The organism is Stenotrophomonas sp. NPDC077461 (assembly GCF_049545475.1).
GTDB lineage: Bacteria > Pseudomonadota > Gammaproteobacteria > Xanthomonadales > Xanthomonadaceae > Stenotrophomonas > Stenotrophomonas nematodicola.
In genome coordinates, this window is sequence record NZ_JBMWDO010000007.1 from 198,264 (window position 1) to 222,845 (window position 24,582).

Here is a 24,582-nt window from a genome sequence, read left to right on the forward strand (position 1 = left end):
TAGGGATGTTTATCGGGGGTAGCGCGGATGTCCGCTTCTGGCCGAAAGCGGACATTGCCGAAGCACGCGTCACCCAATTCGCTTTGAATCTGACCTGCAAGGATCGCCGCTTGCTCAGGACTGGTAGCGGGATCATAGTCATTTGGTCAAGTTGGATAGCCGGGGCTTCTAGTGACCACTCCATCGGAACGGAATCGCCTTTGGTCTGCGGCAACGCAATCGGCAACGGATGCGAAGTTGGGCCGGGAGCTCACCAGCGTGGAAAGCGACAAGATCTGGAATACAGGCTCATTTCACGGACTTGAGGTGATCGATATGGCGATTCATCACTCGCAGTCTGTTGATGCTCTTGAAGCGTATCTCGCTGCATTGCCGGAATGCGAACCATTGCCCGAGAGATATACAAGACGCTTTTGATCGGAACCAACATATGAAAGACGACAGCCCGCAATCATATTTCGCAATCTTGGTAATTACAGGTACTGTTGCGAATGGTTAAACCTATGATTTATTGGGCAATTCGCAGAATTTTCGCTGTCAGCCCGTTGCTTCACACTTAAACCCCGAGGTGTTGCGCCATTAGGCAAAGGCAGCACAACAGCCATCGCTTCTCCGCGAAATCCTTTGTCCTGCAGGTGTTGCGTTACAACTGGAGCTGTAGCCCGGATGCGCTAGGAGGCAAGGAAATCGTCGCATTCGGCGACGAACTTCTCAAGATCTGGACCCTTGACACCTGGTCGAGTGGTAATCCGGCATAGAGGCTAGAATCTGGCACAAGCGCGTCGACAACACTACGCCTTCGTGTCCGCGTGGCTGTGCCGAGCGTCGCAGCCAACGCCAGTAGGTTGCGCTTGAAGCTTTCAGCGTCGGCAGCGGCGTTGTTTACGCTGGTCCATCCGCGGCTTTGCAGAGCTGCCCGCTTGGCGCGTGGAAGAACTTTTTCCATCGGACCAGTTCTAGCATCGTCATCTCATTTTTCCCAACTGGGCCAGTCTTGCGGCACCAGCGCCGGCGGATTCATCCACGGCTCTTCGACCAAGGCGTCCTGAAACCAATCTTCCGCGAAGTTGGCATGTTCGGTGACGATGAGCTGGAAACCCGGGACCAACGCTTTCGTGTAGTTCAGCAGCGTCTCAAACAGCTTCTTGGCGGCCTCCAGGTCCGCGTCCACGCGCTTGACCTTCTCCGTATCCCCCGCCACCGATTCATAGATGGTCTGCGAGGGGAAATAGACCTGCGTCGGCTGGTCCAGCATCAGGAAGCGAGGAATAGGGATGTGGTTTTCCGATGCGTAGTGATGCAGGGCCAGCAGAGCCGATATGTGATACGCCAGCCAGTTCGCGCCACCGCCGGTGCGAATCATCGGAACTGGATTGCCGGGACGCTGCACCACCACGGTCAGGTTGCGCATATCCAGCCGGAACGGAAACTCAGAGAAGAACGCCTTGAACTCCTTCACCAACGAGGTCATGGTGCTAGAGATGTGGGTAATGACCGATTCCATGCGCGCGTCTGCATCGTCGTCGGCGCCCGCGCTCTGGTTAATCTGGTCGAGCTTCGCCTGCAGCCGCTCGACTTTGAGCTTCAGCACGCTAATGGCATTGCTTGGATTCAAGCTGTCCAGGTAGAAGCTGACTCGGCCTTGAACCTTCAGAGCGCTCGCGTTGGCGTCCTCTTGCACTGCTGCCTTCTCATCGCTCAGGACCGCAGCGTTGAGCTCGACTTCAACCTCACGGATGGCGTCCTTCAGTCGGCTGGAACGGTCGGTGAGCGCCGCGAGGTGCTCATCCAGGCGAGGGCGCGCGCCGCCAACGTGCTCAAGCTCGCCGTCCAGGACCGATAGCTCGGCCATCAGCGATTGGGCGAAGCCATCCATGCGGGCGTCTTCCTCTTTCAGGAACGGCCATTGCCACGCGCCGGTCGACGAACGCGGCAGCGCATTGATGGACTCAAGGCGGGAGCGCTGCTCCTGGGCCTCGGTCTGGAAGTCGGACGCGCCTTTGACGTACCTCTGCGCCGATGCAATCTGGTCCAGGATCTGGCGGCGCTCTGTCCGCAGATTTGAACGGCGTGCCTGGAGCTTCGCCATTTCATTCTCGGCCATGAGTGCTACCTGTCCCGGCCGCCAACTAAGGACTTCACGAAGGGACGCGACCAAGTCGCTCTCGACTCCGTCCGTGCTCGGCCCGACACGGACTGGCGAGTTGTTGAAGGGAATACCCACAGTCCGCGCCTCAGCCAGTAGGCTCAAGCCGCGCGTGTCCAGCGCATCCTCAGTCTCCTGTGCCAGCTTCAGTTCTTTCTGAGCAATCTTCAGCTCGCGCTGCGTCGCACGTCGGTTCGCCTCAGTCTCCATGTCGCCGACGTTGGAGATGCCGAAGAGGACGGCAAAGGTGTCACGGATGGTCTGGGGAAGGTGTTCCTCTGCCTGTCGGTAGAACAGTAGCTCCTTGCTGGCCACCAAGCCCTGCTTCTGGAAGAGATAGAACGCTGTGTGCTTGACGTTCACGGAGTAGCCTGTGCGACTGCTGCGTTCAGGAACAGGCGTCTTGGTCTCCGGGATGCCCAGCAAAGATGAAAGCAGTTCGTGGACTAGCTCATCGCCACCGTTGTGCTTTAGGGCGTTGAAATCCGGCGTCTGAATCTGCTTGCCACGCATGATCATTGCAAGCGAGCACTGAACCTGACCCGGCTTGGGGTTGGGCTTGGCGACGAACACCTGCTCGTGTGGAAACTGGAAGGTGACCGCGAACCAAGACACCTTCTCGCGGATGAAGCCTTCCGCAATCTTGCATACGTCCTCACCCATGCAGTACTCGACGATGTCCGAGAGGGACGACTTACCCGTCGAGGCAAGGCCGGTGATGATGTTCAGCCCATCGGGATTGAGGGTGACGTCGCGTCTACGACCGTCGTGGCTGTAGATATGAATCGAAGCAATTTTCATGGGCGGATGGACAAACTGGTGTAGACCGTCACGCGGTCGTTAATCTGGGCGAAATCGCGACCGAGGACGATTGCGGCGGCGCGGCACCTCTCGGCGTCGTCGGTGTTCAACGGCTGAGGTGACACCCGTCTGGGAATGAGGCTGATGCAGCCGTCATCACCTACCTTGATGCAGCCCTTGCTTGCGAGCAGTGCGAAGGCCTCTGTGGCGTACTGGACCAGCGACCGTGCCCGCTCAGCGAAGTTGACCAGCAAGTCCGGGCGAAGCGCGAACACACGCAAGACGGATAGCCTCTTGTTCTCCAGAATCTCCTCTCGCGAGGCCTGGTGCAGGCACATCGGCAGAACAAGCAGCGTCAAGGAGTAGGGCATGGGCTTCCTCGCAACGCGTTCGTACTCGCGGATGGCGGCAACCAAGACTACCGCACAGAAAGCCGGGTTGAAGAGGTTACGCTCCTCAAAAGGGCGAGATGACCAGTCCCTCATGCAGGCACCTTGGCCGTGGCAGCCTTCAGGCGCTCAAGGAACTGGGGATGCCAGTGCACACGAGGCAGTGGCTTCTCGTCTGCAAGGATGTGAAAGCTGCCGCGGCGAACGAAATCCTCCGTGACGTCTTTGCGGATTTGCAAGCCCTTGGACTGGTTCTCAGCCCAGTCATATAGCTGGCGACCTGCAGCCTGGAAATCGGCCTCGTTCTGAGGCGCCTTCACCATAGCCCAACCTCTGGCGCGCTTCCATTCTTCGATTAGGCGCAGCTCAAACTTCCGAATCTCGCCGCCCACAAGGGCGTTAACTCGGGTCCAGTGTGCGCGTTGGGAGAACGCGCGGTAGAAGTCCAGAATGGCCATCTCTAAGCTGTCGCTGGACATGCCAATCGCTCGCAGCTGCTCGACGAACTGACGCGTGTCTTTCATCGCGTCGATTTCCTGGTCTGGGTACGCGTCGTCGAAGGTGATTGGCAGACGCTCGTCGTAGTACTCGCTGTTGACCTGCGCGAACTTCGCCCAGACCTCGGCGCCGGTGATGGGCTTGCGCTCACCCTGAATCAGCTCAATGGCCTCCCTGAGCCACCAACCTTCAATGCGTTCGCGGACATCGACGCGGAATTTCTCCGCCACCGATCGCAGCAGAGGGGCAAAGGCGGCGTCGAGCTCCATGATCCGCAGCGAACTGTCGGCAATCACGATACGGGCCAGGAAGTCGTCCTGTTGGGCAGAGGTCAACGAGCTGAACGAGGTGTCAATCTGCGCACTCAGCGCCGCCTTCGAGCCCTTGAGCTCAGCGATAAGCTGCTTTGCAAAGTCCGCTGGCTTAGCATCGGCGCGGGCTAGGAAATACCGAAGCAGTGAGGTTGGACCTACGCGCGCCGTCGTTGCCATGCAATATGAGTGGTCGCAGGCGAGGTTGCCGTCGCGGATGTACCGGTCGAGCCAGATACGGACGGATTTCCAAAAATCGGTCGACAGCGTGCCGACGGTCTCGCCGACCTGCTTGTGCTTCAGCGAAATCAGCGTCTTTTTACCCTCTACGTCTCTCAGTTCGACGTCGTCGTCGGCCTCGATTAGCAGTGCTTGGCTCTCGTCCTGCTTCATTAGGTGCGCGAGCGCGAAGCGAATCTGATAGACGTAGCCGAGCCCCTGCTCGCCGGCAGCATACTTGTCTGTTTGCGTTGCCACTTGCCCTCCCTTGCTTGCCCACAACCAGCCACGGGCACCTGATGCCCATGTCGTAGGTCTTCAGGTCCTGCCGATGCCGGCGCCATAGTCATTGACGCACGTATAGCTCCGTGGAATATACAGAGAGAGGAGCCAGAGGTGTGCCGAGGCGACGCGCGAGCACGATCGCCGTGTTTTTACCGTACGTTGAATTGAATGTCTAGGAGGAAGCGGCGCTATGCTGAGTCTGCCAATTCCGGCAGCGGTAGCCGCGCTCGGGAACGGACCAAGGGTATTTGACAGATGTCTGCCGGCGCGACAGCCTGCTCCGTAGCGGACATTCATGAACTGCCGCTTCCAGCCTGAACCCGACATTTTCGAGTCGCCGGCCAACGTCCGCTCTTGGCCGAAAGCGGACATGGGGGCAGGGGATTAGGAGGATTTATCGGGGGTAGGGGAGGGTAGCTTCCGAGCAAAAGATGTCAGCCAAACGGACGGTTCCGTTCAGATCCGGACGCCGAGGTTCGTCAGTCGGACGACCACTTCTCCGCCGCTCCTCCTCCACTTCGCAAAGCAGCGTCTTAGCCGCGTCCGAGAGTCGGCTCCTCGAAGCAGCAATTGAGAAAACGAGTCAACGAAGCCGGTTCGACGCAATGGGCAATACCCTGTAAGCGGGGCCATTAAGTTGCTGCTTTCGGAAAAACAGTCGTTGGAACTCCAGGACGCCCTCCGCCTCAAGCGCAGAGTTCTCGTCACCTAACACGCGTGTCGCGAATTCGAAGGCTGCCCGGTCACTGGCGTGCATCTGCTCCAGCAACAAGCAGCCCAGGCTGACGCCGCCTCGACTGCCGTTGCGTGCACATGCGTCGAGAATGGCTACCACCGCTTCTAGGCGATGGCCGACTGTCGCATGTACAGTTTTGGCGACATCGACTAGGTACCACAAGTGTGACTGAGGTCCGAAAAAAGTGCCGTCTGCAACCATCTCAGCAAACTGCGCCCATTTTTCTGAAGAGAGCGTCGACACGATGCTATAAGCAGTCCGTTCACGACGTTGCGAAGGGTTCTACCCCGATATCACGGACGGTTCTAAAAGAGCCGCAATCCTCTGATCCTGCCTGGCGACCCTTCGCCGCATCCTTGGGTTATGGCGTCGCTCGATGTAGTCAAACACATCCGCTCGTGCTGCATCCAGTGTCGGGTAGTTCGTTCGATAGACTCGCTCACGCTTGAGTAGCCCAAAGAAGCCTTCGCAGGCCGCATTGTCGCCGCAATGTCCCACAGCGCTCATCGAGCAGATCAGCCCGTTAGCCGCGAGATATGCCTGGTAGTCACCGCTGCGGAACTTACTGCCACGATCCGAATGCAGGATGACTGCGTGGCTGCCTTGACGCTGCCAGACCGCCATCTGCACCGCCCGGGTCACCATCTGTCGATCCTCTCGATCCTGTCGATCCTGTCGATCGTGCATTGACCAGCCCACAATGCGCTGGTCGTACAGATCCAGCACGATGCACAGATACAGCTTGCCCTGACGGGTCTTGATCTCGGTGATATCGGTCACCCACTTGGTTTCCGGCTCCAGCGCGAGAAATTCGTGTTCAAGCAGGTTGACCACGCCCGGCGGTGTCATGGCCGGACTTGCGCGCTGCCCGCGACGCTTGCGCCGGGGCCAGCCCTGCAGGCCGTCGGCAGCCATCAGGCGCGCTGCAGAACACGCGTGTGGTTGTGCGCGACGACGTGTGCCGGGATATTGCCCGACGGGGGGAACCCTACAACCCCTTCAAGCCGCCAGCGGCCACGCAGGCGCAGCAGCGCCCGCCTGATCAGACATCCGAGTCGAGTAGGGCGAACGCGTCAACTTCCGTGCAGCAGTCCGAAGCAACGGTGCAGGGCGGGGTTGTGCAGAAGCAGGAGCGGGTAATTGGCACCTTTCCGGAATCAGTTCAGAACCGCTACGGCGGCAGATAGTCTGTGACGTGTCACGCTGCTTAGCATGGTTCGTTTGGTCGATCACGCCATCCGCCGTTTATCCGCTGGAAGCGGCGGCCTTGTATACAGCGCTCATCCATTTGGAGTGGGCGAACGGGAGTAGGCTTCGGAGTGCCCGTCCACAACGTTCTCTGCAGTTCTGCGAGTTCCGCAGCGGTCTGCGCAGCCATTTCTCGTTCCCGCTTGGCGAGCTCACGCTTGAAGTGCGCCTCTTCCTGAGCGGTCATTGGTCTCGTAAGCTCTCGCGTTATGGCTACCGCTTGCCTTCGCGCGTTCCATTCGATCAGCCCGATGGCAACTACGATGGCCAGGACTACACCTCCCGCGATAAATACCCACTGGGGCGTCGGTTGTGGTCGTGGCACATACCGCGCCCGGTCGCTGCGGAAACGTAGCTCCGTCATGTCAGGCGTGCCGAGTGTCGGCTCGTGGCGTTCGCGGTCCATGTGATCCCCCTGGTTCCGTTCCTGCGCGCATTCTAGCCGGAGTGTAGGGGCCGCGCCCCTACGGGCAACGCCTTATCCGCGCTTGGGGCGTCGTGGCCCTCGGGACATGTGGACCACATTTGACACCCCGGCGGCGGGATCGGGATCGCCCATGTCGAGGGTCGGCAGGGATTCGTGTAAAAACGGGCCGAAAGTGAGCTAACTGCCTGTCGCAGCTGGCTTTATTGGCCGCTCCAGAAAATCGAGGGTTGGGCAGCACTCTCCCGCCGGCACTTGGGCGCACCGCGCTATTTTCTGTTCGAGATCCCTCTCCAGCTGTCGCAGCTCGCGGATTCGTAGACGGACATCGACGAGCTTTCGCTCGGTCAGCTGACGGGTCTGCTCGCAAGAACCTTCGCCTGTGATCTCTAGCAGGCCAGCGATCTCGTCGAGGCTGAATCCCATCATCTGAGCGCGCCGGATGAACTGAAGCCGATTGACATCGTTTTCGTCGTAACGACGCACGCCTCCTATGGGTCGCTCGGGTTGACGCAGCAGCCTACGCCGCTGGTAGTAGCGCACGGTTTCGACGTGCACATCGGCCGCCGCCGCCAGCCGGCTGATCGTAAACGTGTTCGGACGCACGGCTTGACTCCGTACCTAGGTACAGAGGCTAGTATGCTCTGATGCAAACAACCCCGGCCAAATCGTCTGTTCCAGCCATCGTTGGCGCGAGCATCGCCGCCATTGGCGCATCGGTCTGCTGCGTCGTGCCGCTGGTGCTGGTCCTGCTGGGCATCAGTGGCGCCTGGATCGGCACCCTGACAGCTCTCGATCCCTTGAGGCCCTGGTTCAGCGCCGCCGCCGTACTGTCCTTGGCCGTGGCGTTTTGGATGCTGTATCGACCGGCGGCACGGTGCGGTGTGGATGGCAGTTGCATCGCCCCGGACGCTCTGCGACGCAGGCGACGTTGGCTCTGGTTGGCGACAGCCCTCATCGTCCTGTTGCTGCTGTTTCCCTATTACATCGTCTGGATTCTGTAGGAGGCGCGATGCACAAGTGGATACTGGCCCTGGTGGCTGCTCTGTCGGTCGGTGCCGCTCTTGCGACGCCCGCAACCGTAGTGATGCTCGATGCTGAGAACATGACCTGTCCCGCCTGCGGCATCACCATCAGGAAGGCGCTGGAGAAGGTGCCGGGCGTGGCCGATGTGAAGGTGGACACCCGGGCTGAAACAGTCACGGTGACGTTCGAATCGAGCCAGACGGATGCAGCCGGAATCGCGCGTGCAGTCACGGAAGCAGGCTTCCCGGCCAAGGTGCGGACTGGCGGTGAGTGACGTCAAGCTGGAAAGCATCTTGACCTGCCCGGAGTGCGGCCATCGGGCGACCGAGACAATGCCCATCACAGCGTGTCAATTCTTCTATGAGTGCACGGGCTGTGGAGCGGTTTTGCGTCCGCATCAAGGCGACTGCTGTGTGTTCTGCTCGTTCGGAACAGTGCCATGTCCACCGATCCAACAGAACAATCCCTGTTGTGGTTGAACCGCGGACTCCGATAATAGTTGGACAGACAGGCTGCGAGATCGACTGTGCCACCCTGGAAAGCGCGCCGCTCAACCAGCGGTGTGCATGCGAAGTGGTCGACATCCTCCGTCTGCACGAGTCGATCCGGGGTGCCTTTCCGGAGTTCACGACTGATCCCGCCGTACACGCGCACTTATTTTCACCCTATGCCTTGTTCGTTGATCGGCCCGCGTTGGAGGCCATGGGACGAGTCGCGGCGGCGGTCTTCGACGTCGCAGGAAACCCGGGATATAGCCAACGGGTCCTGCAATGGGCCCCTGACATTGCAACCCATGATCCGGGTTCGGCGGGGGGCGTCCTGGGTCTGGACTTTCACCTGACGGTCGATGGCCCGCGGCTGATCGAGGTCAACACCAATCCAGGCGGTCTGCTCCTCAATGCCTTGTTGCTCGATGCCGTGCGGTCTTGCGCGCCGCCAGCATGGGCCACCTGGACCAACGCGGCCCAAGCGCGTGATGCGGCCGTCACGGCCTGGATGGAGGATGCTCGGCAGCAATCCGGGCGCACGCCGTCGCGCCTGGCCATCGTGGACAGCACTCCGCGAGCGCAGTTCCTTTACCCCGAGTTTGTGCTGTACGCGAACGCGTTTCGGGACCATGGCGTGGACTGCGTGATCAGCGCTCCCGAGGATTTGTCGTTTGGTTCGGACGGGCTTGAGGATGCCCACGGTCGAATCGACACTGTCTACAACCGGTTGACCGATTTCGCGCTCGAGGATGCCTCGCATGCAGACATTCGTGAGGCTTACCTGGCAGGGGACGTCGCGCTGATGCCGCATCCCCGAGCACACGCGCTGTTTGCCGACAAGCGCAACCTTGCGGTGCTCGGGGACCCGGCTCTGCTCGGCGGGTTCGGGGTCGATGCGGGTTCGACGGCACTGCTGGGCCAGGTGATCCCGCCCACGGTCGAACTCGTGCCCGCGAACCGGGATGCGTTGTGGGCAGTGCGCAACGGATATTTCTTCAAGCCTGCAGCAGGGTTTGGCAGCCGTGGGAGTTATCGGGGCGACAAGTTGACCCGGCGGACTTGGGCGTCTATGGCGTCGGCGACCTACATCGCACAGGCCTTCGCGCCACCGAGCATGCGGATCGTGCATGGGGGCCAGTCCCTCAAGGCGGATGTGCGCTGCTTCGCGTCCGAGGCGGGTGTCCTGTTGTTCGCGGCCAGGCTGTACCAGGGCCAGACCACGAACATGCGCACCCCCGGTGGTGGATTCGCAGCGGTGCTCACGTCGTCACGGATCGAGGAGTGATTCCCCACCGGAGCCGACCCTTGGGGCGTGTCGTGGCTACAGCCAGGCGAGTGCCGATTCAGCCAGTTCGCGCTCCTCATCGATCGCGACGTTCCATATGCTCGGCCCGCCCCCGCGGTCGATCCGCGTGGCTCCAGCATCGTTGACGTCAGGTGCCAGCGCCAGGCCGAGCCAGGCCAGTCGCGCGACGATGCGAGCCCGCAAAACCGGCGCGCGATGGCCGATGCCGCCGGAAAAGACGACATGGTCGAGACCGCCAATTGCCGTGGCCATGGCCGCGATGGACTGCGCAATCCGGACTGCAAAGAGCTCCACGGCAAGCTGGGCCTGCGGGCCGGGATCCGTCAGCAACACGCGCATGTCGCCATGGCCGGCGATTCCGGCAAGGCCTGCACTGCGGTACAGGCCGTTTTCAAGCGCCTGCGCATCCAGGCGTTCATGCCTCAGCAGATACAGCAACGCGCCGGGATCGAGATCTCCGGAGCGGGTAGGGCTCGGGATTCCACCCAGCGGAGTGAGCGCCATGGTGGTGTCGCGGCTGCGGCCGCCCTCGACGGCGCAGACGCTGCAGCCACCCCCCAGATGCGCGAAGACAGCGCGGCCCTTCAGGATTCCAGCGTCGTGGCTGGCCACTATGCGGAGCGCGGAGGCAAAGGCGAGTCCATGGAAACCGTAGCGGCGGATGCCCAGCGCATCCCATGCTTCAGGGACAGGCAAGCGCCGGCTCCAGGGCGCGAGCGACGCGTGGAAGTCGGTGTCGAAGGCCACGCCTTGGCGCGCGTGCGGCCAACGCATGCGCGCGGCACGCGCGAAAGCGAGGGCTACCGGCTGGTGCAAGGGTGCGAACGGCACCAATGCATCCAGTTTCGCGAGCACGGTTTCGTCGAGCTCGCGGGCGTCGTGCAGGTCACCGCCATGTACGATTCGGTGCACCACCACGTCGGGGCTGGGCCACGGCTCCGACAATGCCTCGAGCAGGGTGGCAAGGCGCTCCTGCGCATCCACGCCGACTGGAATTTCGGCCCGGGAGCGCTCGAGCAGACGAGACTGCGCGCCGTGTCCCTCAGTGTTGAACAGATAGGACGCGCCCTTGAGGGTGGACGAGCCAACGTTGAGTGCAAGAAGCCGGCGCGTGGTCACAGGTGTCCCCGAATCATGTTCATGGGGACCGCACCGCCCGGCGCAACAACTGCGCATTGATTGCCACAACGACGGTGCTCAGCGACATGAGCACTGCCCCAAGCGCAGGTTGCAGCAGGATCCCCCATGCGGCGAGAACGCCAGCGGCGAGAGGGATGGCGACGATGTTGTAGCCGGCGGCCCACCACAGGTTCTGGATCATCTTGCGATAGGTGGCCTTGCTCAATTCGATGATCGCTGGCACGTCGCGCGGGTCGCTGCGCACGAGTACGACGTCGCCGGCCTCGACCGCGACGTCCGTCCCTGTGCCGATGGCGATGCCGACGTCGGACGTGAGCAGCGCCGGAGCGTCATTGACACCGTCACCCACCATCGCGACGCGCTTGCCCTGGGCCTGCAGCTCCTCGATCTTTGCCACCTTGTCCTCGGGCAATACCTCGGCGAAGACGGTGTCGATGTTGAGTTCCTTCGCGACCGCGTTTGCGACCGCCGTGGAATCACCCGTCAGCAGGACAACCTCCAGTCCTTCGTCGTGCAGCCGCTTGACCGCGTCGAACGATTCGGGACGGATGGCATCCGCGATCGCAAATACGGCGAGCACCCGGTCGCCTTCCACCAGGTAGGTTGCAGATTGACCATCGGCTGCCGCTGATTCGGCAGCCCGCCGAAGCGTCTCCGGCGGTTCGACCGCGAGCATTCTCAACAGACCCGGCCCGCCAACGTGAAGCGAGCGCTCCTCGACGACTGCGCGCACGCCGCGTCCCGGCATGGACTCGAAGTCCTGCGACATCGGAACGTCGATGCCATGTTCCTTGGCGCTGGTCATCAGCGCCTGCGCGATCGGATGTTCAGCGTCGCGCTGGACCGACGCGGCCACGCGAAGCACCTCGTCGTCGGTGAGTCCATCGGCGGCAGTGGTCTTCACGACGCGGTGCGAACCGAGCGTGAGCGTGCCTGTCTTGTCGAACACGACCGTGTTCAGCAAACGGGCCTCTTCCAGGCCGCGTCGATCGCGCACGAGCAGGCCGTTCCGTGCGCCAATCGTGGTCGAGATGGCGGTCACCAGCGGGATGGCCAAACCCAGCGCATGGGGACAGGCGATCACGAGCACGGTCACTACGCGCTCGATCGTGAAGCTCCACGGTCGACCGAGGAGTGGCCAGACAATGGCGGTAACCGCGGCGGAGACGATGGCGATGATCGTGAGGTAGAACGCCGCCCGGTCCGCCAGGGCCTGGGCGCGCGAGCGCGACGTCTGGGCCTGCTCGACGAGCCGCATGATACCCGCGAGCGCGGTCTCGTCGCCGGTTCCCGTCACCTCGACACGCAACGAGCCCTGTCCGTTGACGGTGCCGGCGATCACCCGGTCGCCCGTCGACTTGTCCATCGGCTTGGACTCGCCGGTGATCATCGCTTCGTTGACGGCGCTGGTCCCTTCCTTCACGACGCCGTCGGCGGGAATGCTCGCGCCGGGCCTGATGAGCAGCAGGTCGCCGCGCTTCAGTTCCGCGACAGGGACTTCCTTCGCGGTACCGGCCTCATCCAACCGCACCGCCATATCAGGCAGCAGCTTCGCGAGTTCCTTGAGAGCGCCCTGTGCCTGGTTGATCGAACGCATCTCGATCCAGTGGCCGAGCAACATGATCGCCACCAGCGTCGCCAGCTCCCACCACAGGTCCAAGCCCTCGACAACGCCGAGCGTGACCAACGCGCTGTAAAGGAAGGCGACGGTGATCGCAAGCGAGATCAGCGTCATCATGCCCGGCAGGCGATTTCTCAGCTCGTGGTATCCGCCGCGGAGGAACGGCGAGCCGCCGTAGAAGTACACGATCGTGCCGAACACCGCCGGGATGTACGCCGACCCCGGGAACTGTGGTGCGGTGTAGTCGAACCAATGCTGGATCATCCCGCTCCAGATCAGAGTGGGGATGGTCAGCAGCAGCGTGAGCCAGAACTTGTCGCGGAAGCTCGCCACGCTGTGGCCGGCATGCTTGTCGTGCCCGGCATGGACGTCACCTTCAGCACCCGTGCGGGGATGCGGCGGTTGCTCGCCGTGCGCCTGATGATCTTGATGATGATGATTGTGTTGCGTCATGGGTCTGCCTTCCTGGATGCACTGATGCGCCGGGCACCAGCGGGGAGATAGATCAGTGTTCTGTTACAAGTGTCCCGATCTGGCGATGGCCATCACCAGCCGCAGTGAGAGCAATCCCGCAGCAGCGAAAGCCACCATAGCCAGGAAAGGCATGTGACCGAACACTTGCGGGCCGTCGGAATGCAGGCTCAACAGCGCACCGCTTACGTACAGGCCCAAGGTGACCAGGGCCAACGCCAGCCGGTTGCCCGTGCGCGCGATTGCCTCCTGCGTGGAACTCAGGCCATGGTGGTGTACGGAGAAGGCGGGTCGTCCGTCGCTCAGTTGCGCCTGCCGCAACAGGTCGGTGGCGATCTGTGGCAGTTGGCGCGCAGTGCGGGCCAGCCGCATGGCAAGCGGCCTGTTGCCGCTGGGGCGGCTGGCTTCGGCAATGTCGGCGATCGCGGCCGCCTGCGCGGACAGCGTCCCCAGCAGGTCCAGATTCGGATCCAGCGCCCGCAGCGTGTTCTCGACCAGGAACAGCGTCCGGATCAGGGACAGCAGGTGGGCCGGAAGCCGGAAGCCAGCGCCCTGCCCAATGCGTGCCACGCGCCAGATTGCCTCGGCAATGGACCACTGCGCCAGCGGACGGCTGGCCATCTCGGCCAGGATCAGGTGGATCTCGCGCACATGCGAGCGGCGGTCGACCTGCGACGGGAAGAAGCCCATGGCGATCGCTGCATCCAGCACGCCCTCGGCGTCGTCGGCCGCAATGGCCTCGACCATGCCGCCGAGCGCGAGCCGGGATGCAGGGTCGAGCACGCCGATCGATCCAAAGTCATGCAGGCACAGGCGACCGTCGTCAAAGAAGAACAGATTCCCCGGGTGCGGGTCGGCATGGAAGACGCCGGCGCCGAAGAGCTGATGCACGTAGGCACCGAGCAGCGCCCTTGCCAGTGCGGGAGCGGCCGCTGTGCCGTACGCGGCCTCCAGACGGGTCCCGTGGCTTCGATCCTGCACAAGCACGTTGCGGGTGGCATACGGCTCGACGACGTGCGGCTGGGTGATGCCGGGCAGGGCATCCAGCACCTTGGCCATGCGCCGCATGTTCTGCGCCTCGTGACGCATGTCGATCTCGTCACGCAGGAATGCGCCTAGTTCGTCCACCAGTTCGAGCGGCCGGTGGCGTTTCAGTGGCGGCCAGATCCACTGGGCGACGCGCATCGTGCGCCGCAGGAGCAGCAGATCCGCCTGCACCTGGGCATGGATCCCGGGGCGGGTGATCTTGACGACCACATCGCGACCATCATGCATGCGCGCTGGATGGATCTGGGCCACTGAAGCCGCGGCCAGGGGCTTGTCATCGAAGCTGGCGAAAAGTTCGCCGACCGGCGCGCCAAACGCCTGTTCGACGATACGCATGGCCTCCTCCGCCGGGAAGGGGGGCACATCGCTGTGCAATCGCGACAGCGCCTCGCGATAGGGCGCCGGCAGCAGGTCCCAGCGCAGGCTCAAGCCCTGGCCCAGCTTGACGAAGGTGGTGCCCAACCCCACCAGTGTGGTGCTGACGTATGCCGGAAGCAGGTCGGGTGCACGTCGGCGCAGGCGCAGCACGGCGACGCCGAGCTTGAGTCCCGCCCAGGCAATCTGGCCTCCGCGCCGCACCGTGCCCGCCATCAACGCGCGCTCCCGGTTGGACAACTCATGGCGTCGACCCACTTGCAGGACGCAGGATCGTGGCCGGATCGCCCCGACCATCCACTGCCGCCAGCTCCGCTTCCGACAACAGGCCGCCCCGGGACTGGCCGAGGACGCCCGCGGCCGCATCGACCACGTGCGCCCAGGTGCTGCGGTTGGCGAACAGCAGTCCCGGCACGTCCAGCGTGCCGCCGCGGTTGACGAAGCCGAGCGCCGCGGTCGTGGCCGGGCCAGTGTCGAGCCGGCGCAGCGCGCCCAGGAAGGGCTCGGGCCGCGTATGCGTGACGAATATGCGCGGCCGTTCCGCCGGGAACAGTGCATGGACCTCGCTGTCGGAGTGCACGTACCGCGCCTCGTCCGGATCGCGCGGCGTGCGGAACCGGCCGGGCTCGCCGAGATAGACGATCGCGGCCGACACGCCACGTTCAACGAGGCGCACCTGCGCGTGGCGCACTTCCTGCAATTGGTAAGCACCGGTGGCGACCAGCAGGATCGCCGCTGTCGCCGGGTTGCCGGCCAGGCACAGCGCACCTTGGGTGGCCAGCGCCTGCGCCTGCGTCGGTGTCAGCTCGTGCGGCACCGGTCGCTTGGGGACGACCAGGGTGGTGACCGTGCCGCGTTGCGCGTAGGCGTGGGCGAGGGCCGCGGCGGCGCCGTTGGCGTCCGGGGGAAACACCACGCGCGATATGTCGGCCATTTCGCCCAGGAGCGCCTCGGCCATGGTCGGATCCTGATGGGACTGCTCGTTCTTCGCGTTCTCCCACGTGTGCGAGGTCAGCACGAGAGGCACGCCCAGCCAGCCGGGCGGTCGCCCCGCCTGTGCCTGGTGACGCGCGAAGATCAATTCCTGGCGCACGGCGCCAAGCATCTTCGGTGCGAACGCCTCGTAGGTGACCACCAGGTTCAGCCCGCCCTTGTTGCCGAGCGCGGCGCATACCACGGCTTCCTCATTAAGCGCGGTGATGACCGCGCCAGTGGTCGATTCCGCGACACCGGGCTCGGGCTCGTGCACCCGGTGCTTCATTGCGTCCAGGGTGCGATCGAGCTTGTTGCTGCGCAGCTCGTCAGGATTGCCCACGCGCACGCGCAGCCCCGGGTTCGCTTCGGCGATGGCGACGAACTGCTCGTCGAGCGCGGTCATCGGCGAGCTCTCGCCGCCGGCGCCGCGGTCGGCGATCGCCGGGACGCGGGGCGGTTCCACCTGGCGATCGGCCAGCGCATGGTCGCGCTCGCGCACGCGCTGCTGGAGGTCGTGGCTGTTGAGTGCGGCAACAGCCTCCTCGAGCTCGGACGCGGCCACGAACAGCGCCGCGGCGCCTTGATTGAAGAGCGCGCGTGCCTCGGCCTCCTTCGACGGATTCCCGGGCAGGGGCAGGTTGTGCGAGGCGTTGGTCCCGGCGCCGGGGAATCCGAAGCCCTTCACGGTTTCGGCAATGCCATAGGGCAGCCGCACGTCGGCATCGGGAACGGCGGCGCCCGCTTGCAGGCGCGACTCCATCACATGGATACCCCACGCGATGCTGGCCGGATCGCGCCCGTCCAGCGCGATCGGATCAAAGCCGTTCAATCGCAGGTGCCGGTCCAGCCACCGCTCGCCGCCCTGCTGGGCGATCTGGCTGCGCTGTTCGATGCGCCGCCCGTTGAGGATGATGATCGGGCTGACCAGCCCGCTGTCCTCGGCACGCCACCAGCGCGGCGCCCAGTCGCTGCCGCGCTGTTCCTCGAACGCACCGTCGCTGAGGAACGCCACCAGGCGTTCGTCCTTGAGCGGTGCATGCACGTACTGCAGTTCGGCAAAGCCGAGATAGCCGCCTTCCATCACGCCCCCGGCGGTGTGCGCATTGACGTGGGAGCCCAGGGGCGACGCCGGTGTTCCGTCCGGATTGAGGGTGTAGGCATAGAAGTCGCCGACGAACCGGCTCAGCCCCGCGTCGGAGCGGTCGTAACGTTCGGCGTGCCGGGCGGTCATGTTGCCAACCAGCACGTTCAGCGCGTCGATGGCGGCCACGCAGTGCCCCTGGCCCATCATCCATGCGCGGGTGACGCCATCCAGGGCGTCCATCAGCAGGTAGCCGGCGTAGGCCGGCACCATGTTGAGGGACCCGCCAGTGTGGCCTTCGGGCGTGGCCTTGAAGTCATCGGCCTCGAGGGCCGCGCCGTCGGTGCGGACCCGCTGGCTGTAGGTCATGTGGGCCACCAGCCACATGCCGGCGCTGGTGACGCGATCGGCCGCGGCGAGCCGCTGCCAGGCGGTGCCGGCATCGGGCGTGCGGCCCAAGGCCACCAGCTCGTGCACCATCTGGCGGACCCGGAGCTGGGTGAGCGGGTCATGTCGGATCACGCCGTAGCCGGCCGCCCAATGGTCAAACGCGGGATCGGCCCGCCGGTGGGCGTCGGCGAGTTCAAGGGTCCGCTGGCGCTCGGCGGCCGACAGCTGGTCGGCGGTGCAGCAGTTGAGATGCAGGTTCATGGGTCCTCCGGGGAGTCGGCCGAAGCGGACATCAGGGTCGATGCCGCGTCAGCGAGGTCCGCGCCGAGCGCGATCGCGTTCGACGGGTGGGCAATGGTGTCGGTACTGACGATGCGGGCCAGACCTGCTTCCTGCAGGCGGGCATAGGCATCGCCGGCGAACACCGGATGGATGGCGACCAGCAGTGGCGGCGGCAACGACAACCGGCGCAGGTGTGCGAGGGTCTCCAGGATGGTGTGGCCGGACGACACGATGTCGTCGATCAGGACCGGGGTCCGGCCCGCCACGGCCTGCGGGTCGGGCAGGCTGACGCGCACGTCGTAGTCGCCGTGCCGCTCCTTGGCCAGCACCTGGTAGGGCATGCCGGACAGGGCGGCGATGTCCGCTACCCACTGCTCGCTCTCGCTGTCAGGGCCGATCAGCACAGCGTCGGGGACGGTCTCAGCGATCCAGCGGGCCACGGCCGGCGTCGCCGATACGTGGACCGTCGGAATGCGGTAGAGCGACTGCAGGCGCTCGACGCGGTGCAGGTGCGGGTCCACGGTCACCAGCCAGTCGAAAGCCTCTTCGAGGAATTGCGCAAACAGCGGTGTACTGACCGCCTCGCCGCGATGGAAGCGGGTGTCCTGGCGCATATACCCCAGGTAGGGTGCGATGAGGCCGACCGAACGAGCCCCGAACTCGCGCGCGGTCCGGGCGGCGAAGCGCAGCGGGAGGGCCAGGGCATCGGCGTTGCGCAGGCTGGCCAGGATCGCCACATCGGCGCCGTCCAGTGCGTCGTCCAGGGTGACCAGCGACTCGCCATCGGGGAAGTGCCGCCAGGCCACGGGTGCAATGCGCGCCTGCAGGGGCTGGTTGATGGTGCCGGCCAACACTGCATCGGCCGGGAAGGGCATCAGCACACGGGTCATGGAACCTCTCCAAGCACAAAGGGTTGCAGCGTCGCGGCGTGCTCCAGGGCGTAGGCCAGTTCTCCCGGCGACTCCGCATGCAGGGTCATCATGGGCTGTCCGCGCTCGACCGTATCGCCGATCCGCAGACCGGTTTCGAGGCCGGCGGTGGGGGATGTCGGGGCGCCGGCCAGCTTGGCCAGTTTGGCCAGCCTGCGGTTGTCGATCGCCGCGATGCGGCCCGATGCAGGCGCCGGGACGTCGGCGGTGAACGCCGCCCGTGGCGGTTCGCGGAAGCCTCCCTGGGCCTCGCAGATCGCCAGGAACTTGGCCAGCGCCGCCCCGGAATCCAGCACGCCGCGCGCGCGCTCCAGTCCGGTGCCGGCGTTGCTGCCCGCTGCCATGTCCAGCAGCGCCGCGGACAGCGCAAGTGCGCGTTCGCGAAGGTCGGCGGGTGCATCGGCCGCGTTGCGCAGCACCTTGAGCACGTCGTGCGCCTCGAGCGCCGGGCCGATTCCCCGACCCACCGGCTGGGTGCCGTCGGAGCGATGGATGCCCAACTGCAATCCCAGCGCGCCCGCGGTGTGGGCAAGCCGCGTGCCGAGGCTGTGGGCCGCGGCCTCACCTCGCACCTTGGCCGTCGGACCCACCGGCATGTCGATCAGGACGTGGGTGGAGCCCGCGGCTATCTTCTTCGACAGCACGCTGGCGACCAGTTGGCCGTCGCTGTCGAAATCCAGCGGGCGCTGGACCCGGATCAGGATGTCGTCGGCCGGGCTCAGGCGCACGTTGCCACCCCACACGATGCAGCCGCCCTCGCGCTCCACCACCCGGCGCATCGCCGCCAGGTCGAGCGCCACCGGCGCCATCACTTCCATGGTGTCGGCGGTGCCCGCGGGCGACGTGATCGCGCGCGACGAGGTCTTCGGGATGCGGTAGCCCAGCGCAGCCACGATGGCCACCACGATCGGGGTGGTGCGATTGCCCGGCAGGCCACCTACGCAGTGTTTGTCCAGCACCGGCCCTTCGCCCCAGTCCAGGCGCTGGCCCACGGAGATCATGGCTCGCGTCAGCGCGGTCGTCTCCGCATGGTCCAGGCGGTCACCCGCGCTGGCAGTGACGAAAGCTGCAAGCTCCAGGTCCGACAACCTGCTTTCCATCACGTCCTGCACCAGGGCGAAGTACTGCGCGTCGTCCAACCGGGCGCCGAACACCTTGGCACGGAGCGCGCCCGCCGACGCCGCGGGTTCCGCGTGCCTGACGCCGGCGAGGGCGTCGGGCGCGGGATCGAGGAGCGTCCACGCGGCCTCCGACAACGCCACCTCGTCCAGGCCGAGCCGATCGTCGATGACCACGTTCAGCGTCGCCACCAGCGTGCGGGCGTCCACGTCCAGCCTGACGCGCGTCATCGCGGCAAAGCCTTCCGAGCGACAGACCTCGCAGTCGCGGTGCATATAGACCACCGGCTGCTGGTAGGTGTCGATGCCGGCACGGGTGACGCGCAGGCGGGTGTGGCCCGGGGCCTGCGTGGTCATCTCGCATCCTCCAATCCGACTTGCTCCAGGTGCCCCGGCACGCGCGCACGCCAGCCCAGTTCACGCTGCACGCGCCCGCGCAGCGTGTCTGCAGCGTCGGGCTCGCCGTGGGTGAGGTAGACCATGCGCGGCGCGGACGGCGCGGTGCGCATCCAGTCCAGCAGCTCCCCGGCGTCGGCGTGGCCGGAGAAGCCCTCCAGCTGCACCACCTCGGCGCGGATGGGGACCTCGCGGCCGAACATGCGCAACGTGCGCTTGCCTGCCGCCAGCGCGGCACCGCGTGTTCCTCCGGCCTGGTAGCCCGCGAGCAGGATCGCGTTGCGGTCATCGGGGCCGAACGCCTCGATGTGGTGCAGCACGCGCCCGCCGGTGATCATGCCGCTGGCCGAGATGATGATCATCGGCCCGCGCTGGCGGTTGAGTGCCTTCGACTCTTCTACAGTGTTGACGAAGGTGGCCACGTCGAACATCCGCTGGCAGTCCTCGTCGGACACGTGGTGCTCGGAGTGGTGGTCGTGGTAGTGCCGGGTCGCGTTGATCGCCATCGGGCTGTTGAGGTAGACCGGCACGCGAGGGATGTCCTTGCGCTCACGCAGCCGGGCGATATGCAGCATGAGCGCCTGGGCGCGGCCGATGGCAAAGGCGGGAATGACGATCACGCCCCCGCGGGCGGCAACGCGGCGGATGATCGGTGCCAGCTCGGCTTCTTGGTCGATCGGAATGTGTTCCCGATTGCCATATGTGGATTCGCAGACCAGGACGTCACAGGCGGGCAGGGGCGTCGGCGGATTCATCAGCGACTCCTGCTGCCGTCCCAGGTCGCCACTGAAGTGCAGGCGCTGGCCCTGGACGTCAAGGCTGACATGGGCAGCGCCCAGGATGTGGCCGGCAGGATGGAAGCGGATCGTGACGCCTGATGCGACCTCGATGTCGCGACCATAGTCATGCCCCTTGAGCTGCTTCAGGCTGCGGCGGGCGTCATCCTCGGTATAAAGCGGCCGTGGTTCCTTGTGCTTGGAGTACCCCTTGCGGGCCGCGTACTTGGCCTCCTCTTCGAGCAGGTGTCCGCTGTCGGGAAGCAGCAGGCCGCACAGGGCCACGCTGCCATGGGTGCAGTGGATCCGGCCGCGGAACCCTTGTTTGACCAGTGCGGGCAAGTAGCCCGAATGGTCCAGGTGGGCGTGGGTCAGGACCACCGCGTCGATTGATGACGCCTCGACGGGAAACGGAGCCCAGTTGCGCTCGCGCAATTGCTTGTAGCCCTGGAACAGGCCGCAGTCCACGAGCACGCGCTGACCGTTGGCCTCGACCAGGTAGCGCGAGCCGGTCACGGTGCCCGCGGCACCGAGGAATTGCAGGGTGGGGTTGGAAGACGCTGTCATGGTGTGGCTCCTGTCCTGGAAGGGAAGTGATTGCGGAGGGCATGGCGAGGGCCGAGGCGCATCTGCATCGCCCGCGCGCCTGTCAGGGGCGGATCAGCTCCACTGTGTCGTTGACCTTGGGGCTCCCGGAGATCACTTCAGCCTCCGCGTAGTGGCTGTCGAACAGTTCGACGATGCGCACTTGGCCAACGTTCTCGCGGCGGTAGCGTGGACCGCCGGCCCGCGAATGCCGGATACGGCGCTTGTGCCGGATCACGTCCAGCACCTGCCCGACCTGGGCACCGTCGGCCTGCCCGACACAGACCACAAGCGTTCCGTCCTGCTTTTCCAGCACCTGGCCGCGCATCAACACGTTGTGGCGGAACCCACCCTCGTTCGCGGAGACGACCCCCGGCAATGCGAACGCGAGCGCGAGGGCCAGTGCGGCGACCCAATGGCTGCGATTGGTACCTCGGGGTCTGGAATGGGCGACGTGTGTGACCGTATTCATGGTGTGGACTCCTTAGATGGGCTGCGAGGGGTGGCGGCATCCGCCAGTGGAAGGCGTTTGAGCAGCAACGCGTTGAGGGCGACGATCACCGAACTGCCCGACATCGACAGCGCGGCGATTTCTGGCGACAGCACGAACGGATAGAGCACACCGGCCGCCAGCGGAAAGGCCAGCACGTTGTAGCCCACGGCCCAGCCCAGATTCTGATGCATCTTGCGCAGAGTGGCGTGGGCGATGGTGGTCGCGCGAACGACGTCATAAGGGTCGCTGTGCATGAGCACGATGTCGGCACTCTCGATGGCGACGTCGGTGCCGGCGCCGATCGCGAACCCAACGTCGGCTTGGGTGAGCGCCGGTGCGTCGTTGATGCCGTCGCCCACCATGCCGACCTTGAGGCCCTGCGACTGCAGCTTGATGACCTCATCGGCCTTGCCGCCCGGCAGCACGTCGGCCAGCACGATGTCGATTCCCAGGTCCTGTGCCACGCGCTCGGCCGTGGGGCGGTTGTCGCCGGTGATCATCGCCACCTTGATGTTGCGCCGGTGCAATTCGTCGATGGCCGCGCGCGAGGTCTCCCGGATCGCGTCGGCAATCGCGAAGAAGCCTGCGAGCCGGTCACCCACCCCGGCATAGATCACCGTGCGACCGGCACCGGTGAGGCGCGCAGCCTCCGCTTCCAATACCGAGAGGTCGATGCCGTGCTCGACCATCAGGATCCGGTTGCCCAGCACCACCTGCACCCCGTCAACCACGCCGGTAGCGCCCTGGCCATCGATGTTGGTGAACGCGGTAGCGCGCTCGGCTACCGGACCGGCACGCTTCAGGATGGCCTGCGCCAGCGGGTGCTCGGAGTGCGCCTCGACCGCGGCGGCCGCGGCCAGCAACCGCTCCTGCGTCCAGCCCGGCGCGACCGCCATGTCGACCACCTCGGGGGCGCCGACCGTCAGGGTGCCGGTCTTGTCGAAGATCACCACGTCCAGGCGTGCGCTCTTCTCAATCGATTCGGCATGCTTGAAGAGGATGCCGTGTCGTGCCCCCAGGCCAGTGCCGATCATGATCGCCATCGGCGTGGCCAAACCGAGTGCATCGGGGCAGGCGATGACGAAGACGGTGATCGTCAGCGTGAGCGCGAACAGCAGCGGCTGTCCCAGCCACCAGAACCAGACCGCGAAGGTCAGCAGCCCGATCACGATCGCAGCCAGCACCAGCCATTGCGAGGCGCGGTCGGCGAGCAGCTGCGCGGGCGCCTTGGAGTTCTGCGCGGTCTGGACCAGCTTGATGATCTGCGCCAGTGCCGTGTCGCTGCCGATCTTGGTGGCGGTGTAGGCGAATGCGCCGCTCTTGTTGATCGATCCGCCGACGACGGACTCTCCGGGATCCTTGCGCACCGGCATCGACTCGCCGGTCAGCATGGATTCGTCGACCTGAGAGCTGCCTTCCGTCACGATGCCATCGACCGGGATCTTCGCCCCGGGCCGCACGATCACGGTCTCGCCGACCAGCACTTCAGCGGTGGGAATGTCGAGCTCCTGCCCCTCGCGCCGGACGACCGCGCGGGGTGGGGACAGCTTCAGCAGCGCTTTCATGGCGTCCGAGGCGCCGGCGCGAGCCCGCATCTCGAGCCAGTGGCCAAGCAGGACGAAGGTCAGCAGGACGGCCGAGGCCTCGTAGAAGTTCGGCCCGTCGAAGAAGAACGTCGACGCGATGCTGAAACCGTAACCTGTGCCCACGCTCAGGAGCACCAGGACCGCCATGTCCAGCACACCCCGTCGCAGGGACCGGATCGCGGCGCTGAAGAATGGCCAGCCCGGATACAGCACGGCGCCGGTCGCCAGCAGGAACAACCAGACGTTCTCGCGCAGTCCGAACGGCACCGGCGGCGGCTCTATCAGCCCGCCCATGGGCGACCACACGAATACCGGGATCGCGAAGGCGAGGGCGACCAGGAAGCGGCGGCCCATGTCGCGCGCCGCGGCGTGCAGATCGCTGCCGTGGTTCATGCCCGCATGGGCGTCGTGGCCCCCGGCATCCGTGGCGTCATCGCCGTGGCCGGCGTGGGCGTCAGCGGGGCGCTCTGCGGCCAATTCCTGTCCGTGCCCGGCATGCGCAGCATGGGCGTGCGCGCCTGCGGCGGGGTCGGCATCGGGCATCGGCGCGTTGCATTGGAAGCCGCAGTCGCGGATCGCGGTGGCGACCGCGCCCGCCGACAGGCGGGCCGGGTCGTAGGACACCTGCAGGGTCGCGGTAGCGAAATTCGCGCTGGTGGCGTTGACTCCAGGCAGCGCGGCCACGGCCTTCTCCAGCGTGCGCGCGCAGCCGGCACTCACCATGTCGCCGATGGGCCAGGTGCGCGTGCGCACAGTGGGTTTGTGGACGTGCGTCATCGGGTTTCTCCTTGGGATGGAGCGGGGCCGCGCCGGCGTCGCGGGATGAAGGCCGGCACTTCCTGCATGTAGCGGACGTAGTCGTCGCCGAAGCGGCTCAAGCAGTCTTTTTCCTCACGACGCGCCAGGCGGGCATAGGCCCACACGAGCACTGGATAGCTGGCGAGCGTGAGCAGCGTGGGCCACTGCAGCAGGAAACCGGTCAGCACGAGCAGGAAGGCGACGTACTGCGGGTGACGCATGCGCGCATACACGCCCTCGCGGGCGAGCCGGCCTTCACGCTGTGCCCGATACAGCACCGGCCAGGCGGCCGACAGCAGCCAGAAGCCGCCGCCGATCAGGACGAAGCTTGCGATGTGGAATGGGCCGAAATGCGGGTTGGCGCGCCAGCCGAACCACATCTCGAGCAGATGGCCCGCGTCATGGCTCAGCCAGTCCACCTGCGGATAGTTGGCGCTGAGCCAGCCGCCCAGGACGTACAGCGTCAGCGGGAAGCCATACATTTCCGCGAACAGGGCCACGACGAAGGCGGAGAACATACCGAACCCACGCCAGTCCCAACGGGTCAGCGGTTTGTAGAAGCTCCAGGCGAAGAAGATGAAGAACGCGGCGTTGATGGCGGCGAGGAGCCAAAGACCGTAGCCGGAGTCGGGTGCCTGCATG

21 protein-coding genes and 1 pseudogene are annotated in these 24,582 nt (G+C 65.0%); 5 read left to right on the top strand and 17 right to left on the bottom strand.

The window, feature by feature from the left end; all coding sequences use genetic code 11:
• The first annotated feature begins 258 nt into the window (after positions 1-258).
• Complete coding sequence (locus ACPEH8_RS13925; RefSeq protein WP_423667191.1) at positions 259-417, top strand: hypothetical protein; 159 nt, start codon at positions 259-261, stop codon at positions 415-417.
• Positions 418-970: 553 nt separating this feature from the next.
• Here ACPEH8_RS13925 and ACPEH8_RS13930 read toward each other — a convergent pair.
• The 7 genes and pseudogenes from ACPEH8_RS13930 to ACPEH8_RS13960 form a co-directional block, all read right to left on the bottom strand.
• Positions 971-2,947 carry a DUF3732 domain-containing protein gene (locus ACPEH8_RS13930; protein ID WP_423667194.1) on the bottom strand — a complete coding sequence of 659 codons (1,977 nt, stop codon included), beginning with the start codon at positions 2,945-2,947 and terminating at the stop codon, positions 971-973.
• Complete coding sequence (locus tag ACPEH8_RS13935; protein WP_111108450.1) at positions 2,944-3,432, bottom strand: three component ABC system middle component; 489 nt, start codon at positions 3,430-3,432, stop codon at positions 2,944-2,946. The genes ACPEH8_RS13930 and ACPEH8_RS13935 overlap by 4 nt, the downstream gene beginning before the upstream one ends.
• A complete protein-coding gene (locus ACPEH8_RS13940; RefSeq protein WP_423667197.1) occupies positions 3,429-4,622 on the bottom strand; it encodes an ABC-three component system protein in 1,194 nt (397 codons plus the stop codon). Before ACPEH8_RS13940 ends, ACPEH8_RS13935 begins: the two co-directional genes overlap by 4 nt.
• 421 nt (positions 4,623-5,043) lie before the next feature.
• Positions 5,044-5,220 carry a hypothetical protein gene (locus ACPEH8_RS13945; RefSeq protein ID WP_423667209.1) on the bottom strand — a complete coding sequence of 59 codons (177 nt, stop codon included), beginning with the start codon at positions 5,218-5,220 and terminating at the stop codon, positions 5,044-5,046.
• A 12-nt stretch (positions 5,221-5,232) separates the two neighbouring features.
• Entirely contained in the window at positions 5,233-5,628 is a 396-nt protein-coding gene (locus ACPEH8_RS13950) for a hypothetical protein (RefSeq protein WP_423667200.1), read from the bottom strand.
• 39 nt (positions 5,629-5,667) lie between these two features.
• A pseudogene (locus ACPEH8_RS13955) lies at positions 5,668-6,309 on the bottom strand (IS3 family transposase); the annotation flags it as partial.
• 928 nt (positions 6,310-7,237) lie between these two features.
• Entirely contained in the window at positions 7,238-7,663 is a 426-nt protein-coding gene (locus tag ACPEH8_RS13960) for a MerR family transcriptional regulator (protein WP_017355167.1), read from the bottom strand.
• 41 nt (positions 7,664-7,704) lie between these two features.
• Between ACPEH8_RS13960 and ACPEH8_RS13965 the strand changes: the two genes are divergently transcribed.
• The 4 genes from ACPEH8_RS13965 to ACPEH8_RS13980 all read left to right on the top strand — a co-directional run bounded on the left by ACPEH8_RS13965 (position 7,705) and on the right by ACPEH8_RS13980 (position 9,856).
• Entirely contained in the window at positions 7,705-8,061 is a 357-nt protein-coding gene (locus ACPEH8_RS13965; RefSeq protein ID WP_017355168.1) for a mercuric transporter MerT family protein, read from the top strand.
• Between the two features lie 8 nt (positions 8,062-8,069).
• The gene (locus ACPEH8_RS13970) at positions 8,070-8,357 is read left to right on the top strand and encodes a heavy-metal-associated domain-containing protein (RefSeq protein WP_017355169.1); all 288 of its coding nucleotides are present in this window, start codon (positions 8,070-8,072) and stop codon (positions 8,355-8,357) included.
• Complete coding sequence (locus ACPEH8_RS13975; RefSeq protein ID WP_080354540.1) at positions 8,350-8,562, top strand: GDCCVxC domain-containing (seleno)protein; 213 nt, start codon at positions 8,350-8,352, stop codon at positions 8,560-8,562. The genes ACPEH8_RS13970 and ACPEH8_RS13975 overlap by 8 nt, the downstream gene beginning before the upstream one ends.
• Positions 8,563-8,656: 94 nt before the next feature.
• Positions 8,657-9,856, top strand: a complete 1,200-nt coding sequence (locus ACPEH8_RS13980) for a hypothetical protein (RefSeq protein ID WP_017355170.1) — start codon at positions 8,657-8,659, stop codon at positions 9,854-9,856.
• A gap of 36 nt (positions 9,857-9,892) precedes the next feature.
• Here the strand turns inward: ACPEH8_RS13980 and ACPEH8_RS13985 are convergent, their stop codons facing one another.
• The 10 genes from ACPEH8_RS13985 to ACPEH8_RS14030 all read right to left on the bottom strand — a co-directional run bounded on the left by ACPEH8_RS13985 (position 9,893) and on the right by ACPEH8_RS14030 (position 24,581).
• Positions 9,893-10,996 (bottom strand): acetate/propionate family kinase, encoded by a 1,104-nt coding sequence (locus ACPEH8_RS13985; protein WP_036196077.1) that lies wholly within the window; start codon positions 10,994-10,996, stop codon positions 9,893-9,895.
• Between the two features lie 19 nt (positions 10,997-11,015).
• Complete coding sequence (locus ACPEH8_RS13990; protein ID WP_082316348.1) at positions 11,016-13,091, bottom strand: heavy metal translocating P-type ATPase; 2,076 nt, start codon at positions 13,089-13,091, stop codon at positions 11,016-11,018.
• Positions 13,092-13,154: 63 nt separating this feature from the next.
• Positions 13,155-14,747, bottom strand: coding sequence for an ABC1 kinase family protein (locus ACPEH8_RS13995; protein ID WP_017355174.1), 1,593 nt, complete (start codon positions 14,745-14,747; stop codon positions 13,155-13,157).
• A 25-nt stretch (positions 14,748-14,772) separates the two neighbouring features.
• Positions 14,773-17,238 carry a hypothetical protein gene (locus ACPEH8_RS14000; RefSeq protein ID WP_017355175.1) on the bottom strand — a complete coding sequence of 822 codons (2,466 nt, stop codon included), beginning with the start codon at positions 17,236-17,238 and terminating at the stop codon, positions 14,773-14,775.
• The gene (locus ACPEH8_RS14005) at positions 17,235-18,149 is read right to left on the bottom strand and encodes a ribose-phosphate diphosphokinase (RefSeq protein ID WP_017355176.1); all 915 of its coding nucleotides are present in this window, start codon (positions 18,147-18,149) and stop codon (positions 17,235-17,237) included. Before ACPEH8_RS14005 ends, ACPEH8_RS14000 begins: the two co-directional genes overlap by 4 nt.
• A complete protein-coding gene (locus ACPEH8_RS14010; protein WP_049404647.1) occupies positions 18,146-19,663 on the bottom strand; it encodes a thymidine phosphorylase family protein in 1,518 nt (505 codons plus the stop codon). The genes ACPEH8_RS14005 and ACPEH8_RS14010 overlap by 4 nt, the downstream gene beginning before the upstream one ends.
• Positions 19,660-21,045 (bottom strand): MBL fold metallo-hydrolase RNA specificity domain-containing protein, encoded by a 1,386-nt coding sequence (locus ACPEH8_RS14015; protein ID WP_017357192.1) that lies wholly within the window; start codon positions 21,043-21,045, stop codon positions 19,660-19,662. Before ACPEH8_RS14015 ends, ACPEH8_RS14010 begins: the two co-directional genes overlap by 4 nt.
• Positions 21,046-21,127: 82 nt before the next feature.
• On the bottom strand, positions 21,128-21,535 hold the full coding sequence (locus ACPEH8_RS14020) for a hypothetical protein (protein ID WP_049436410.1): 408 nt from the start codon (positions 21,533-21,535) through the stop codon (positions 21,128-21,130).
• Positions 21,532-23,919, bottom strand: coding sequence for a heavy metal translocating P-type ATPase (locus ACPEH8_RS14025; protein ID WP_049404642.1), 2,388 nt, complete (start codon positions 23,917-23,919; stop codon positions 21,532-21,534). Before ACPEH8_RS14025 ends, ACPEH8_RS14020 begins: the two co-directional genes overlap by 4 nt.
• A complete protein-coding gene (locus ACPEH8_RS14030) occupies positions 23,916-24,581 on the bottom strand; it encodes a methyltransferase family protein (protein WP_017357195.1) in 666 nt (221 codons plus the stop codon). The genes ACPEH8_RS14025 and ACPEH8_RS14030 overlap by 4 nt, the downstream gene beginning before the upstream one ends.
• Between the last annotated feature and the right edge of the window lies 1 nt (position 24,582).

Coding starts and splice junctions, on each gene's coding strand:
- ACPEH8_RS14000 (WP_017355175.1), bottom strand. CDS start 17,238: ATGAACCTGCATCTCAACTGCTGCACCGCCGACCAGCTGTCGGCCGCC.
- ACPEH8_RS14020 (WP_049436410.1), bottom strand. CDS start 21,535: ATGAATACGGTCACACACGTCGCCCATTCCAGACCCCGAGGTACCAAT.
- ACPEH8_RS13995 (WP_017355174.1), bottom strand. CDS start 14,747: ATGGCGGGCACGGTGCGGCGCGGAGGCCAGATTGCCTGGGCGGGACTC.
- ACPEH8_RS13970 (WP_017355169.1), top strand. CDS start 8,070: ATGCACAAGTGGATACTGGCCCTGGTGGCTGCTCTGTCGGTCGGTGCC.
- ACPEH8_RS13935 (WP_111108450.1), bottom strand. CDS start 3,432: ATGAGGGACTGGTCATCTCGCCCTTTTGAGGAGCGTAACCTCTTCAAC.
- ACPEH8_RS14010 (WP_049404647.1), bottom strand. CDS start 19,663: ATGACCACGCAGGCCCCGGGCCACACCCGCCTGCGCGTCACCCGTGCC.
- ACPEH8_RS14005 (WP_017355176.1), bottom strand. CDS start 18,149: ATGACCCGTGTGCTGATGCCCTTCCCGGCCGATGCAGTGTTGGCCGGC.
- ACPEH8_RS14030 (WP_017357195.1), bottom strand. CDS start 24,581: ATGCAGGCACCCGACTCCGGCTACGGTCTTTGGCTCCTCGCCGCCATC.
- ACPEH8_RS13990 (WP_082316348.1), bottom strand. CDS start 13,091: ATGACGCAACACAATCATCATCATCAAGATCATCAGGCGCACGGCGAG.
- ACPEH8_RS13930 (WP_423667194.1), bottom strand. CDS start 2,947: ATGAAAATTGCTTCGATTCATATCTACAGCCACGACGGTCGTAGACGC.
- ACPEH8_RS14015 (WP_017357192.1), bottom strand. CDS start 21,045: ATGACAGCGTCTTCCAACCCCACCCTGCAATTCCTCGGTGCCGCGGGC.
- ACPEH8_RS13965 (WP_017355168.1), top strand. CDS start 7,705: ATGCAAACAACCCCGGCCAAATCGTCTGTTCCAGCCATCGTTGGCGCG.
- ACPEH8_RS14025 (WP_049404642.1), bottom strand. CDS start 23,919: ATGACGCACGTCCACAAACCCACTGTGCGCACGCGCACCTGGCCCATC.